The sequence below is a fragment of the Metabacillus sp. 22489 genome (genome assembly GCF_052044855.1).
In the GTDB taxonomy this organism is placed as follows: domain Bacteria; phylum Bacillota; class Bacilli; order Bacillales; family Bacillaceae; genus Metabacillus; species Metabacillus niabensis.
In genome coordinates this window covers 36,599-51,144 of record NZ_JBQENT010000020.1, presented here as the reverse complement: position 1 = coordinate 51,144, position 14,546 = coordinate 36,599, and the positions used below count along the sequence as shown (strand labels likewise).

13 protein-coding genes are annotated in these 14,546 nt (G+C 35.4%); 10 read left to right on the top strand and 3 right to left on the bottom strand.

Going from position 1 to position 14,546, the window contains the following annotated elements; all coding sequences use genetic code 11:
- Nucleotides 1-175: 175 nt before the first annotated feature.
- Nucleotides 176-790, top strand: coding sequence for an L-2-amino-thiazoline-4-carboxylic acid hydrolase (locus ACTJJ9_RS13285; RefSeq protein ID WP_095300252.1), 615 nt, complete (start codon nucleotides 176-178; stop codon nucleotides 788-790).
- A gap of 99 nt (nucleotides 791-889) precedes the next feature.
- Here the strand turns inward: ACTJJ9_RS13285 and ACTJJ9_RS13280 are convergent, their stop codons facing one another.
- The 3 genes from ACTJJ9_RS13280 to ACTJJ9_RS13270 all read right to left on the bottom strand — a co-directional run bounded on the left by ACTJJ9_RS13280 (nucleotide 890) and on the right by ACTJJ9_RS13270 (nucleotide 4,808).
- The gene (locus tag ACTJJ9_RS13280; protein WP_095300251.1) at nucleotides 890-2,089 is read right to left on the bottom strand and encodes an MFS transporter; all 1,200 of its coding nucleotides are present in this window, start codon (nucleotides 2,087-2,089) and stop codon (nucleotides 890-892) included.
- A gap of 5 nt (nucleotides 2,090-2,094) precedes the next feature.
- Nucleotides 2,095-2,502 (bottom strand): MarR family transcriptional regulator, encoded by a 408-nt coding sequence (locus tag ACTJJ9_RS13275; protein ID WP_186324177.1) that lies wholly within the window; start codon nucleotides 2,500-2,502, stop codon nucleotides 2,095-2,097.
- 200 nt (nucleotides 2,503-2,702) lie between these two features.
- Nucleotides 2,703-4,808 carry a cellulase family glycosylhydrolase gene (locus ACTJJ9_RS13270; protein WP_145581572.1) on the bottom strand — a complete coding sequence of 702 codons (2,106 nt, stop codon included), beginning with the start codon at nucleotides 4,806-4,808 and terminating at the stop codon, nucleotides 2,703-2,705.
- A 569-nt stretch (nucleotides 4,809-5,377) separates the two neighbouring features.
- On the opposite strand from ACTJJ9_RS13270, the gene ACTJJ9_RS13265 reads away from it, so the two are divergent.
- The 9 genes from ACTJJ9_RS13265 to ACTJJ9_RS13225 all read left to right on the top strand — a co-directional run bounded on the left by ACTJJ9_RS13265 (nucleotide 5,378) and on the right by ACTJJ9_RS13225 (nucleotide 14,377).
- The gene (locus tag ACTJJ9_RS13265) at nucleotides 5,378-6,139 is read left to right on the top strand and encodes a methyltransferase domain-containing protein (RefSeq protein WP_145581571.1); all 762 of its coding nucleotides are present in this window, start codon (nucleotides 5,378-5,380) and stop codon (nucleotides 6,137-6,139) included.
- 181 nt (nucleotides 6,140-6,320) lie between these two features.
- Complete coding sequence (locus tag ACTJJ9_RS13260; protein WP_095300248.1) at nucleotides 6,321-6,509, top strand: hypothetical protein; 189 nt, start codon at nucleotides 6,321-6,323, stop codon at nucleotides 6,507-6,509.
- Between the two features lie 139 nt (nucleotides 6,510-6,648).
- Nucleotides 6,649-7,812 carry a GntR family transcriptional regulator gene (locus ACTJJ9_RS13255; RefSeq protein ID WP_145581570.1) on the top strand — a complete coding sequence of 388 codons (1,164 nt, stop codon included), beginning with the start codon at nucleotides 6,649-6,651 and terminating at the stop codon, nucleotides 7,810-7,812.
- Between the two features lie 283 nt (nucleotides 7,813-8,095).
- Nucleotides 8,096-9,388, top strand: a complete 1,293-nt coding sequence (locus tag ACTJJ9_RS13250) for an ABC transporter substrate-binding protein (protein ID WP_145581569.1) — start codon at nucleotides 8,096-8,098, stop codon at nucleotides 9,386-9,388.
- Nucleotides 9,389-9,440: 52 nt separating this feature from the next.
- Nucleotides 9,441-10,385, top strand: a complete 945-nt coding sequence (locus ACTJJ9_RS13245; RefSeq protein ID WP_440768686.1) for a carbohydrate ABC transporter permease — start codon at nucleotides 9,441-9,443, stop codon at nucleotides 10,383-10,385.
- 12 nt (nucleotides 10,386-10,397) lie between these two features.
- The gene (locus ACTJJ9_RS13240) at nucleotides 10,398-11,231 is read left to right on the top strand and encodes a carbohydrate ABC transporter permease (RefSeq protein ID WP_145581568.1); all 834 of its coding nucleotides are present in this window, start codon (nucleotides 10,398-10,400) and stop codon (nucleotides 11,229-11,231) included.
- Between the two features lie 36 nt (nucleotides 11,232-11,267).
- Nucleotides 11,268-12,143 carry a sugar phosphate isomerase/epimerase family protein gene (locus tag ACTJJ9_RS13235; RefSeq protein ID WP_095300244.1) on the top strand — a complete coding sequence of 292 codons (876 nt, stop codon included), beginning with the start codon at nucleotides 11,268-11,270 and terminating at the stop codon, nucleotides 12,141-12,143.
- Between the two features lie 15 nt (nucleotides 12,144-12,158).
- Entirely contained in the window at nucleotides 12,159-13,250 is a 1,092-nt protein-coding gene (locus tag ACTJJ9_RS13230) for a Gfo/Idh/MocA family protein (protein WP_145581567.1), read from the top strand.
- Between the two features lie 35 nt (nucleotides 13,251-13,285).
- Nucleotides 13,286-14,377: a Gfo/Idh/MocA family protein gene (locus tag ACTJJ9_RS13225; protein ID WP_095300242.1), complete on the top strand. Its 1,092-nt coding sequence runs from the start codon at nucleotides 13,286-13,288 to the stop codon at nucleotides 14,375-14,377.
- The last annotated feature ends 169 nt before the right edge of the window (nucleotides 14,378-14,546 follow it).

Below are 14,546 nucleotides of genomic sequence, written 5' to 3'. Positions count from 1 at the left end.
AAAACCCTGCATTATATTGAAATGTTTTTCCTTAAAAAATGCCTAGTTTTTCTTTTCCATGGTTCAAAAAAACAAAATAAAATTTAAGTAAATGACATCTTTACAAATAATTCCTTTCATGATATTTTATACTCAACGTTGAATATATAACTTTGAATTTTAAGGAGGAGATAGGATGATTAAAAGTATGATAGAAAAAGGGTTTTTCAAAGGTGTTAAACAAAAGCTTGGTTATGAAAAAGCAAATGAAATAAGAGAGCTATATATTATGGTCTTGAAGGAAAATATGGGATTGGCTACAGATAAACCAACTGAATTCAACTTGATGTATACTTCTCTTATACTTGCCACATATAGGGTATTAAAAAAATATCAATTTGAAAATTGGGAAGAAATTCTCCGTTATATCCTTATTGAAAGAACGAAAAAGAAGCAGCAATTTTTTATGAAGCTATATTTATTGATAGATCCAAATCCTTTTAAACGTATCGTGAAAATTTCAAAGGAAAAACAAAAGAAGCATTATGGAAATGTAAATTTTACACACGATATTGTAAGAGATGATGAGCAAGCCTATCATTTACATGTGAAAAAGTGCTTTTATTTTGATTTTTTCCGAGCAAATGATGCACTGGAAGTAATGCCAATGTTTTGTACACTTGATGATATATGGGGTGATGTATTACTGCCACATAAGCACGGTGTTCGCTTTTCACGGCCGAAATTATTGTCAAAGGGTGATAGTTATTGTTTTTTCAAATTTGATCGAACGAAAAAGGAATCTTTATAGAAAATTTTATCGCCTCATACTCAATATTGAATAATACACATTGAGTTAATAAAAAAGCTGTATTTCATTTTAATATGAAATACAACTTCTTTAATGTGCTTACTCTGTCTCAGCCAATGAAAGCTGGGCTTTTTCTTTTCTTCCATATAGGAAGTAATATAACGGTATACAAATTAAAATAATCGGAACCATTAATAGGAATACGGTTCTATAGCCTGTAATTGGAGCAATAAATCCAAGTATGAATGGTCCAACTCCGAGACCTAAATCATATAAAATGTAATATGTTGAGGTCGCGAGCCCGAAACGATGTGGCTCTGTTACTTTCACCGCAACTGTTTGGGCAATAGAGTTAAAATTCCCATAGCCAAATCCAATAAGAACAGCTGAAACAAGCAGCATCCAACCAGAAGCTGCTTCACTAAATAACAGCATCCCAACTGTAAATACGGCTAAACAAGGATATACAATAATATTCGCCCCTTTAGCATCCATAATTTTGCCAGTATAAGGCCTGCTTATAATAATAATGATTGCATAGGCAAGGAAGAAATAGCTAGCTGCATCGACTAAATCAATTTCCTCAGCATAAAATGAGAGGAACGACATAATACCTGAATATGTGAAGCCAACAATTAGGGCGATGATCGAGATCGGAACTGCCTTTGGCTCAATAAATTTTGAGAGGATAGATGTTCCTTCTACCTTTGAAGTTTGTTTTGCAACAACCGGTAATTTTAATTTGACAAAGAAGAAGCCGATAAGAATGATTGCAGATAGGATAATATTCATTGAAAACATGAGATTAAAACCATTCTTTAGCTTCATCAGGTAAATACCGATAAACGGACCAATAGCTGTAGCTAAAATAACACTTAAACTAAAATATCCAATTCCTTCACCTTTTTTTGATGCAGGAAGAATTTGGGCAATAATCGTACCTGCTGCTGTTCCAATGATCCCAACACCAATTCCTTGTAATAAACGATTAATTAATAAAAAGCCAACACCGATTTGAATAAAATAAAAACAAGAGGTAATTAAAAAAGTAGATAAGCCTATCCATAGTATTTTCGTTGCACCAAGCTGTGCAATAAAACGCCCTGCACCAAGTCTTCCAATAAGTGAACCAACGATGAAAATGCTAGAAACTAGCCCAGCAGTACTTGTTGAAACATGATACTCATCCATCGCATAGGATGCAATTGTAACCATTAATAAATAAAACATCAGAATTGATAGGAAGTTGATAATACCGATAATGATAAAATCCTTCGTCCAAATTTTTTCGTTTGTCATACATCTTACTCCTTCATTGCTTCGTATAAAGTGGACAAGCCACGTTGTAGAAATTCCTTTTCTTCCTTTTGAAAATTTGAAAGGAAGTCATCTTGAAATTTCGAAATAATTGGTGATACCTCATTCATGAGGAGGTGACCTTTTTCCGTTAGAATGAGCTGTTTTTCACGCTTATCCTTACCAGGAATTGTCTCAATAAGCCCAAGCTTAATTAGCTGTTTAACATTAGCAGAAACAGTTGGCTTCTCAATATCCCAATAGGTTGCGATTTGAATGCTAGTTACTTGTCCATTCTGAACTAAATAATCTAACAAAGACCAGTTTGCAGGTGTAAGGCCAAATGGTGATAATTTAACTGTTAAACCTGATAAATAGCGACGATTTAATCGGTTGATTAAAGAAAAAATATTCAAGATTACCCTCCTATATAGTTAGTTACACTAACTAATTAAAACAAAAAACATTGGATATGTAAAGAATCAAACATCGGGAAAGTACATTTTAATAAGGCGATTTAATTCAGAGGGGGAAGGTATTATAACAACCTTTACCTTTTATAAATAAAAAGGAAGGATAGGTAAATAACCTTTCCTTCCTTAAATCAAATTAAAATTTATTTATTAAGCTTTAACTGTCGTTTTGTGAGGAGAAAAACGGATCCCCCTATAAGAAGAAGGAAACCAATCGCTAGTAAATTGTAATGCCCTGTTGCTGTTGATGGAAGAAAATTTCCTTCATTTGTCCTTTTTACGTCGGTATCTTTAACATGGCTAATAGGCTGTACATTGTTATTTTCCTCGATTTGAGTCATTGGTTTTTCATTCGAAGTAGGTGTCTCCTCAATAAGGTTCGTTGTTTCGTCTCTAATAAGATCATCAGTAGTTTTAGTTTCCTCATCATTAATTGGTGCACCATCTTCATTACTAGGTGGATTATTTTCTATTGCCGGTTCTTCTTCAACTTCCTCATTATCATCAGGAGTGTCAGGTTTATCATCATAGCTCCCTGTAACTTGATTACCATTCTTCAGTAAAGTGTAGGTAAGAGTTTCACCGCTCCAAAAATGTAAGGTAAGAAGAACTTCACCATCCTGAACTTCATTAAAAAATCGTTCAGTAAGAATAATTTCATTTGTTTTATAGTCAGGTGAAAAGGCATAGCCAAATTCCTTAAATGAAGTCCAGTTTTGTGGGCCTGCAAAACTACCATCTGAGTAAACAGCTTCCATTGTTGCAAGGCTATCACCATTAAAAACAGTAGGAATACGAAAGTCAGTTGTTGTTCCTGTTGAATTAGTGATGATAGGCTTTTCATAGGTAATGACGTTAAACTGCCAATCTGCTCCACGATTATTTTTTGCCGTTAATACAGCGTTCGTTCCTAGTTCTCCAGACTGTGCTATGCTTGAAAGTAAACTAGCTTTAAATGTTAATCTTGCCCCATCCCATTCATAATCTTTTCCTTTAACAAGTTTTTTATCGTTTAATAATAGGGAAATAAATTGGTTACCATGTAAGTCAATGCTTATTGTTTTATCAGTTATTTCCTCATTTTTCTTCAAGTATATAAAGTCTGATTCTGCTGTTGCTGACCTTGTTTCCCAGCTAGTTTTCATCATTGTGTAAAGCTGTGGATCTGACCATACGAAGGACTCCCGACCGAAATGCTGTCCATTATCCCAAAGCATATGGGTGATTTTTTTCTCTTGTGCGTAATGTGTCATAAATTCAAAGTATTTAAGTTTTTCTCCATGTTGAATGACACCAGTATGAGTATCAAAGCCGAGTAACCCATATTCACCTAGAATAACAGGAATTCCGTTGGCAACAAACGTATTATGAACACGGTCAAATGTATGAATAATATCAGTTTCCGTTTCTAAGTCATATCGAGTATATCCAGCAATATTTACACTAAATGGCCAAAAACCATAATAATGAACAGTGGATATTAAATAAGGATCATTCAGTTCTTTGATTGTTTGATAAAGTTCATTTAGCTTATGTTGTTCAGAGCCAGTGTCTAATGTCGGAAGGACAAGCGGGCGGATATCATTATTTCCACCTGAATTCCTTACTATATTAAAAAAGCTTGTATTAAGCTCTTTTAAATAAGCAAATTCCTCAGCTTCTTCGCCTGTAAAGCGAGGTTCATTAATGCTTTCAAACATTAATTTAGTAGAGTGATTCTTAAAATGGTCAGCTAACTGTGTCCAAATTGAAACGAAACGTGCAAGTGATTCATCATGATTATTCTTCATACCTGATTCTAACCATATCCATGAATCATGGTGAATATTAATCATTACATACAAATCCTCATCAAGTGCCCAATTCACAACAGTATCGACACGGTTAAGGAAACCCTCGTCAATTTTATAGGAAGGACCATTTGCCATACGTTGATCAAACGTAATCGGGATTCGGATACTTTTATAGCCTTGCGCAGCAATCTGTTCAATAAGTTCCTTTGTGACAGGTGGATTTCCCCATGCCGTTTCATCCTCACCAACAGAATCAAACGTATTCCCTAAATTCCAGCCTGGCTGCATGTCGCTAACATACGATTGAATGTCAATCTTTGCTGATGGCTTCGTTTCCTCCGCATAACCTATACTAGGCGTCAAAACTATTAGAAAAAGAAACGAAATGAAAATACTGCAAGAAACGATAAAAGAATTGTTTCTACACGACTTAGAAATAGATTCAACAAGTTTCAAAAAATCACCCCTACTTAAATTTTGAAAGCGCTCTCAGTGGTAATGTAGCATATTAAAAAAGACTAAAATACATTGACAATTAGTGGATATTTCATGTCTTATTCTCTATGATTCAAAAGAAATAGGTGAATCTATTTAGTTGAAAATTATTTATCGTGATAGTTTTAAACTCAGAAAATTATTAATCTATCATATATTAAATGATGAGATTAAAGAGATTGAAAGGGTACGTGAAGCGATATTATTGTAATAAACATAGAATATATAAAAGGAAGGATTGACATATTTTCCAATATTTAGATATAATAAATAAAAATATAATTCGTTGGAGAAGAGAGTAATCATAATGAAATAGGTAGCAAGTCAGGGATGGAAAAACCCTGGTGAAGAAGTTATGATGAAGCACACTTTTATATATATGTACTTGAACTAATTAAGTTGGGGTATTTTCTCGTTATCAATAATAGTGGACCAATGTTCGTCAATTAGGGTGGTACCACGGGAGTTCAAATCTCGTCTCTTTAATAGAGGCGGGATTTTTAATTTTTTATAGAAAGGATGATTATAACATGGCCCAGGAACAATTTCTCAATCCACCAATGCCTGACATAATTGAACAATGGAAATTTCAATTGGTGCAACTGCAAGTTCAACCAAATGATTTAGTTTTAGATATCGGCTGTAATTCAGGAGATACAGAGCATCTTTTAGTTAATTTATTTCCGTATATTAAAAAAGTCATAGGTTTAGATCATGATAAAAAAAGAATTGCCCATGCGAAACAAAACTGGGAAAATCTAGGTAAGAATGAAAAAATAGAGTTTGTGCAAGGGGACGGTTCGTCGTTACAATTTGAGGACAATTCCTTTGATAAAGTAATTTGTGCTGAAACTTTAGAATGGATAAAAGACCCGCTTAAAGCAATAAATGAAATCAAACGGGTTCTCAAACCTAACGGAATTGCACTTATCCAACATACAGATTGGGATCAAACGGTGTTTATGACAAAAGATATTCAAAAGCTCCGTTCAATTATTCAACAATTTAGTGATTCTGGACCAGATGGGAATATTGGGAGAAAGCTCTATGGGATGTGTCATCATGTTGGATTTAGTGAAGTAACTCCACTCGTTTACACTTTAATAAATGATAAGTTTGAAGAACCGTATTATTCTTATAAGGTTGCACATATGATGAAAGATTGGCTAATTGAAAAACAATTAATGGGAGAAGAGGAATTAGAGAATTGGATATGTGAATTAAAGGAAATGTCTTTACAACATGAATTTTTCTTTTCAATTAATCGATACCTATCTATTTGTGTGAAATAACTGAACTTTATTAGGGAATCACTCCAATAAATAATTTGATTTCATAATTGCCAAAAGTGGGAGTTGTGCTGAGCTTGAGTCACTAGCTATGTATGCACATTCGGGTATTCTTTTAATCAGCCAATAACTTTAAGTTTATTCACCCGAAAACTAATTGATAAATATGTAAGGGAGAACAAAAATGGCCAAGTTCATTTCGATAATCATGCTTACGTTTTTCGGTAGTGTTATCTTTATGGTAATCGTCGGCAATTTGCTGCAAGATGAAACAATGACAGGGACATTTGGCATAACGATATTATTTATGCTGTCTATTATTATAACCTTATTAATTAGCATATTTGAAGCTGTCAGAAAAGTTGGGAAATAGATATCGCTACTATTAATATCGACAATTACCTTAAGTTTCAAGTTGCGACAAAATCTAACAAAATTTAAAGGAAAATCTTGTTTTCTTGGTATGAAGATGATATATTTAATATATCAACTTATAGAGGGTGGAGAAGTAGATGAATACTCCATTGTACGAGAAAATATATAAATATATCATTTCCGAAATTAAGCAGGGGAAATTAACACAAGGTGACAGAGTTCCTTCTGAAAAGGATTTAGCAGAACAATTTAATGTTAGCAGAATAACTTCAAAGAAAGCGTTAGATTTGCTTGCCCAAAATAAAATAATTGAAAGAATTAGAGGAAAAGGTTCATTTGTAGCAGCACAACAACAAATGAACGATGAAGTTGATGACAGTTTACCATTATCTAGAGCGGAAGATAGTAAATTAATTGCCTTAATTATTCCAGACTTTGATAATGCGTTTGGCCTAAATCTTGTCAAAGCTATTGAAAGAACATGCCAGCAAAGTAATATCAATTTGATTATAAGAAGAACAGGTGGACGAAGTGAGGAAGAGGAAAAAGCAATCCGTGATCTTGTAAAGTTTGGCGTCGATGGGTTAATTATATTTCCTGTACATGGTGAGCACTACAATACCGAATTATTAAAACTTGTTCTTTCTGAATTTCCTTTAGTGTTAGTTGACAGGTATTTGAAAGGAATTCCTGCAAGCTCCGTTTGTACGAATAATCAAGAAGCAAGTGAAGCATTAACAAATTATTTATTTTCCTTAGGGCATAAAGATATTGCTTTTCTTTCACCATCACCAATCGGTACATCGACAATAGAGGAAAGATTACAAGGCTTTCATTTTGCTTACTCAAAGCAAGGCTTAAAATTAAACCCTAATTTTTTGTTGCTTGATTTAATCAGCTCTCTACCACAAAATATTGAAGATGCGCTTGCTTCAACTAAGCTTCAAGCAGATTATGAAGCAATTAAACAATTTATTGTCCAAAATCCATCTGTTACTGCATTTATCGTTTGTGAATACTATTTAGCTCTAGCATTAAAAAATGTATTATCTCAATTAGGAAAAAGTATTCCTCGAGATTACTCAATTGTATGTTTTGATTGTCCAGAAAATCTTTATGAGAAGGATACATTTACACATATCCGTCAACATGAGGAAGAAATGGGTAAGATGGCTGTCCATTTATTAAAGAAACAACTTAGGGGTGAAAAAATTCCTAAGCATACAACGATAAATTTTAGTTTAATAAAAGGGAAAACAACCTCATCGATTTTATCAACTAGTGATAATACAATCCTGTAAATTGGGGTTGTTTTTTTTGTTCTCTTTGAAATAGTGAGTGATTTAGGAGAATAGAGAAAATATAAAATTAAATATAATAAATATCATATTGACATATAGTGGAATCGTTGATAATCTAATGACATACCATTAATAATAACAAGTATAAGTTGTTATAATATTGGAACTATCAAACTCTATTTTTTTACATACTAATGTAAGCGCTTTTATTAATGGTTCATCAGAGAATAACAGAATAGTAGCGAAAAAGTCGTTTCATTATTTTTAAAGTAGGGGGATGGACATGATGAAAAGATTTCGGTTATTAGGTATTGTCTTAATCTTGATTTTGTCATTGGTAATCACTGCTTGCTCTTCCAAATCGGAGACAACGAGTGAAAAGAGTGGGGGGAAAACAACTGTAACATTTTGGCATCCAATGACAGATATTACTGGTGAAGCAGTTGATGCCGTTATAAAAGCGTTTGAAGAAAAAAATCCTGATATTAAAATTAATGCAGTCTATACAGCCAACCAAGGTGAAGGACAAAATGAGAAATTGCTTACAGCCGTTTCAGGTGGTAACCCACCAGATGTTGCCTATTTCGATCGATTTGAAATTGGCTCATGGGCTGCTCAAGGATCATTAGAGGATTTAACAGAGTTAGCGGAGTCAAGTGGAGTTTCAAAGGAATTATATTATCCGTTTGCATGGGAAGAAGCAAGTTATGAAGGAAAGCTATATGGAATTCCAACGACAACTGATTCGCGACTCGTATATTTTAATAAAGATCATTTTGAAGAAGTAGGATTAGACCCTAATAATCCGCCGAAAACAATTGCTCAATTAGAGGAGGCTGCAGAGAAATTGACGATTAAGGAGGGAAATCGCTTTGAAAGAATTGGGTTTATCCCTTGGTATGGCCAAGGATGGTTATACAGCTGGGGATGGGCTTTTGGCGGTGATTTCTATGAACCTGAAACTAAAAAAGTAACTGCAAATGATCCGAAGGTTGTTGAGGCACTTCAATGGATAACAGATTTTGCTGAAAAATATGATGTTGAGGATATTGCAGGTTTTACAGATTCCCAAGGAACAGGGGCAATGGATCCGTTCTTAACAGGTCAACTAAGTATGAAAGTTAGCGGACCATGGGAAGTATCTGCAATTAAAAAATTTAAACCTGATTTAAATTACGGAGTGTTCCCAATCCCAACACCAACAGGTGAAAATCACACAACATGGTCAGGTGGATGGTCTGTTGTTATTCCAAAAGGAGCGAAAAATAAAGAGGCTGCTTGGGAATTTATGAAGTTTTTTGGCAGTGTAGAAGGACAAAAAATCTTTAGTGAAATTGCAAGGGATTTCTCTGTTATTGATTCAGTGAATGAAGAATTAGGTTATAAAGATGACCCAATTTTAAAGGAATTCGTTGAAATTTTACCTGTCTCCCATCATCGTCCAGTTATGACACAAGGTTCATTATATTGGAATGAATTAGCAAGTGCAGTTGAAAATGCAACTCGCGGGAACGGTACACCAGAAGAGTTGTTAAACAAAGTGACTGAAAAGGTGACGAAGGAAATAGCTAAATAAATAAAGGGAGGGATTTCCCTCCCAAACCGATTGATGGAAGGAGAGGATATAAGTGAAACCTTTACCTAATCAAACGAATACTAGTAAACTAGCCATTCCCTCAAATAAGAAAGGGCTAGCTGTGATCGGGAAATATAAGTACGGATTATTATTTGCTTCACCATGGATAATTGGTCTACTCGTTTTTTATGCTATACCGTTGTTTTCTTCGATTTACTTTAGTTTTACGAGCTACAGCATTCTCCAGCCAGGAGAGTTTGTCGGATTTCAAAACTATCAAGAACTAATGCAGGATTCTTTATTTTGGAAATCTGTCTATAATACGATTTATTTCGCAGTACTTTATGTTCCGTTAAGTATTATTTTTGGTGTAGCGTTAGCGATGATGTTAAACATGAAGGTTAAAGGGATGGCAATCTATCGAACGATTTTTTTCCTTCCAACACTTGTGCCACATGTTGCGCTTGCCGTTTTATGGATGTGGTTATTAAATCCAGGCTTTGGCCTTGTAAATGGGCTTTTAAACATGATCGGGATTGAAGGTCCTTCTTGGCTGGGCAGTGAAGTATGGTCAAAGCCATCTTTAATCATGATGTCCTTATGGGGGATTGGTCAGGCGATTGTGATTTATTTGGCAGGGCTAGGTGATATACCAGAAGATTATTATGATGCGGCAGAAGTTGATGGTGCGAATTGGTTTCAAAGAACTTTTCATATAACACTTCCATTATTAACACCAGTCATCTTTTTTAATTTAGTGATGGGGATAATTGGCGCCTTTCAACAGTTTACATTACCATATGCATTAACACAGGGGAAAGGGACTCCAGCGAATTCCTTAACCTTCTATGTCATGTATTTATATGATAATGGTTTTAAGTTTTTTAAGATGGGTTATGCATCTGCTATGGCTTGGATATTATTTGTCATAATTATGGCGTTAACAGCTCTTGTATTTATTACATCAAAGCGTTGGGTGCACTATCAAGGGAAATAAGGAGGCGAACATATGGATGGGATCGTGAAAAAGAGAATAACACGTCTTTTAGCACATTTTACTTTGATTATCGCATCATGTTTTTTTATCATTCCATTTATTTGGATGGTATCGACATCATTGAAGCCATTGACACAAGTGTTTACTTTTCCCCCAGAATGGATTCCTAAGCCTTTCATGTGGAGCAATTATATAGATGCAATGAACTATATTCCTTTTTTTACCTATTTGAAAAACACGATAATGATCACGGTCTTTAGTACGGTAGGTGCTGTCATATCGTGTCCGCTAGTTGCTTATAGTTTTGCGAAGCTAAAGTGGCCAGGTAGAAATGCTCTTTTCATCATTACGATTGGGGTGATGATGATACCAGGACAAGTAACAATGATACCGTTGTTCCTATTATTTGAAAAATTGGGGATGGTCGGTACACCATATCCGTTAATTATTCCTGCTTTCTTCGGGGTACCGTTTTATATCTTTTTATTAAGACAATTTTTTATGGGATTACCTGATAGTTTAAGAGAGGCGGCAAAAATCGATGGTGCAAGTGAATTTAGAATTTACTTACAGATCATGCTTCCATTGGCAAAGCCTGCAATATTAGCTGTAGGTCTGTTTCAGTTCATGGCTAGTTGGACGGATTTTATTGGACCATTATTGTATTTAACAGATTCAGTTCAATACACATTATCGCTAGGCTTACAGCAGTTCCAAAGTCAAAAAGGCTCAGAATGGGGTCTGATGATGGCTGTTTCCACCATGATGACAGTACCTATTATTATTCTATTCTTCTTTCTACAAAAGACGTTTATTAAAGGGATTACCTTTAGTGGTATTAAATAGAATGCTAAAAAATAAATAATTAGGAGGCTTTATTTTATGAATAAAATTGGCATGAGAATTCCGCCGCAAATTGGTGCAAATGGGATTGAAGGAGTTGCAAAATTCGCTTCTGAGATTGGATTAAATGTAGTTGATTTGCCCTATTTGAATCAAGAGATTAAGTCAACATTAGAAAAGGAAGGACTTGAGATCGGAACAGTGGATGGAATCGGGGCAGTTGGACAAACAAAGCTATTAAGTCCTCATCAGGAAAGTCGTAATGAAGCGATAAATGCCTTGAAGAAGCAAATATCAGAGGTTTCAGTGCTTGGTGGAAAAGTCATATTTATTTGCCTTGTTCCCGAAAACTCAATGACAAGGAGGGAAGCTTTTGAAATTTGGAAGATTGCATTTCCTAGTATTGTCGAGCATGCTGAACAAAATAATGTTTTTTTAGCATTAGAAGGATGGCCGGGACCTGCTCCATATTATCCGACATTAGGATGTACACCTGAAATGCTAAGGGCGATGTTCAATGTGATCCCGTCAAAGCATTTTGGGTTAAACTATGATCCTTCGCATTTAGTAAGATTGGGGATTGATTATTTAAGAGTGCTTAATGAGTTTGGACATAGAGTTACATATTGTCACGGAAAGGATACTGAAATCTTGCATGATGATTTATATGAATTCGGTAACATTCCTGCTACATTTGGGGCAAATTATGATTTTTCAGAAGGCTCTTGGCGTTATACAATCCCAGGCCAAGGTGAGGTTGATTGGGGAAAAGTAGCATTGCGTTTAGAGAAAATCAATTACAACGGTCCGATTAGTATCGAACTGGAGGATCATCGTTATTGGGGAACACTTGAGAAAGAGAAGCTTGGAATAGTGAAGGCGAAGGAGCATCTCGAGCTTTATTTTAAACAATGATTGGAGGAATAAAAAATGAGAACGATGAAGCTTGCAATTATTGGTTGTGGAGGCATCGCTAATGGAAAACATATGCCAAGTCTCGCTAAGCTTTCCAATGTAGAAATGATCGGTTTTTGTGACATCGAAATAGCTCGTGCTGAAAAGGCAGCTAAAGAATACGGTGTTGAAGATGCAAAAATATATGAGGATTATCGCGACTTATTACAAAATGAAGAGATTGAGGTTGTCCATGTTTTAACACCAAATGATTCACATGCGGAAATATCAATTGCGGCACTTAATGCAGGAAAACATGTAATGTGTGAAAAGCCAATGGCGAAGACCGCGAATGAAGCGCGGTTAATGGTTGAGGCGGCAAAACGATCTGGTAAAAAGTTAACGATTGGCTATAACAACCGGTTTAGACCTGATAGTCAGCATTTACATAATCTATGTGAACGCGGCGATTTAGGGGAAATTTATTATGCAAAGGCACATGCAATTCGGCGTCGAGCAGTCCCTACATGGGGTGTATTTCTTGATGAGGAAAAACAAGGCGGTGGTCCGTTAATAGATATTGGGACACATGCGCTTGATCTCACTTTATGGATGATGAACAACTATAAGCCGAAATCTGTAATGGGAACGACTTACCATAAGCTTAGTAAAAAGGAAAACGCGGCAAATGCATGGGGACCATGGGATCCTGAGAAGTTTACAGTAGAGGATTCAGCATTTGGTTTCATTACAATGCAAAATGGTGCAACAATCGTATTAGAAGCGAGTTGGGCATTAAATTCCTTAGATGTCGATGAAGCGAAATGTTCTCTCAGCGGTACTGATGGAGGGGCAGATATGAAGGATGGACTTCGAATTCACGGCGAAAGCTTCGGAAAGCTGTATACAACAAATGTAGAGCTCAATTCAGGAGGAGTAGCCTTTTATGATGGCAATTCGGAATCTGATGCAGACCTAGAGGCACGCCTTTGGATTGAGTCGATTATTCATAACACAGAGCCAATTGTACAGCCTGAGCAAGCGTATGTTGTGACACAAATATTAGAAGCAATATACGAATCAGCTAAAACCGGAAAAGCTGTTTATTTTGAAGATATGACATTATGATTCTTTGAAACTAATAAATGGGTGGAGGTTTTACCTTGTCTAATACGATAAATGTAGGGATTATTGGCAGTGGAGGTATAGCTGCTGCACATGCAGAAGCATATAAGCAAATGGACGATGTGCGGATAGTAGCTGTAGCAGATATTATACCAGGCAAAGCATCTCAATTTATTGAACAGCTCAACCTAAAGAATGCGAGAGGCTTTCGAGATCATCTTGATTTATTAACTCTTGATCTTGATGCTGTTAGTGTATGTACACCTAATGTTGCCCATCATCAAACGAGCATTGATTCCCTAAATTCAGGAAAGCATGTGTTAGTTGAGAAGCCAATGGCCGTTACGTTAACCCAGGCAATTGAAATGGTTGATGCTGCTAAAAAAGCCGACAAAATTCTTACAGTTGGGTTTCAGCCAAGATATGACCCGAATATGCAAGCTGTTAAAGACATTGTTCAAACTGGCCAATTAGGTAATGTTTATTATGTTCAAACAGGAGGCGGAAGACGTCGTGGAATGCCAGGCGGTACTTTTATTAAGAAGAGTCTAGCAGGTGCAGGAGCAATGGCAGACATAGGATGTTATTCATTAGATTTAGCTTTAAATTCGCTAGGTTATCCTAAGCCATTAACGGTTTCTGCATATACCTCTAATTATTTTGGGACGAATCCAATCTACCACAAGGAAGCGGATAATTTTGAAGTAGAAGACTTCGGGGTTGCGATGATTCGATTAGAGGGAGATATTTTGTTAAACTTCAAGATTTCATGGGCGATGCATATGGATTCACTTGGACCAACATTATTTCTTGGAACTGATGCAGGTTTAAAATTAACACCTGCTGGCAATGGACCATGGAGTGGAGTTTGGGATGGGGGGATCGGTTCAATTTCAATGTATCATGATATAAAAGGACATCATGTTGAGACGACAATCCCTGTTCAAAATCATCGGCTTAATATTTTTTATGAAAAGGTTCGCGACTTTGTAATTGCTATAAAAGAAGGAAAAGCTGCGCCAATTCCTGGAGAACAAATCGTGATAAACCAGGCGATAATTGATGGTATTCTCCGTTCATCAGAACTTGGCTCTGAAGTAAAAATTAAATTGCCAAATACTTTTAAATAATTTTATTAATTTTCCCTTTATTATCTGAAATGAGATGATAAGGGGATTTTTTTTTGGAATAATTTTTAAAAGAACTTATTTTATTAGTCATCATCATTAAAAGATTTTACAGAGTGCTTGTTTTAAAATATTTCAATTCCAATTAATGGATGCAATATTGATAATATGT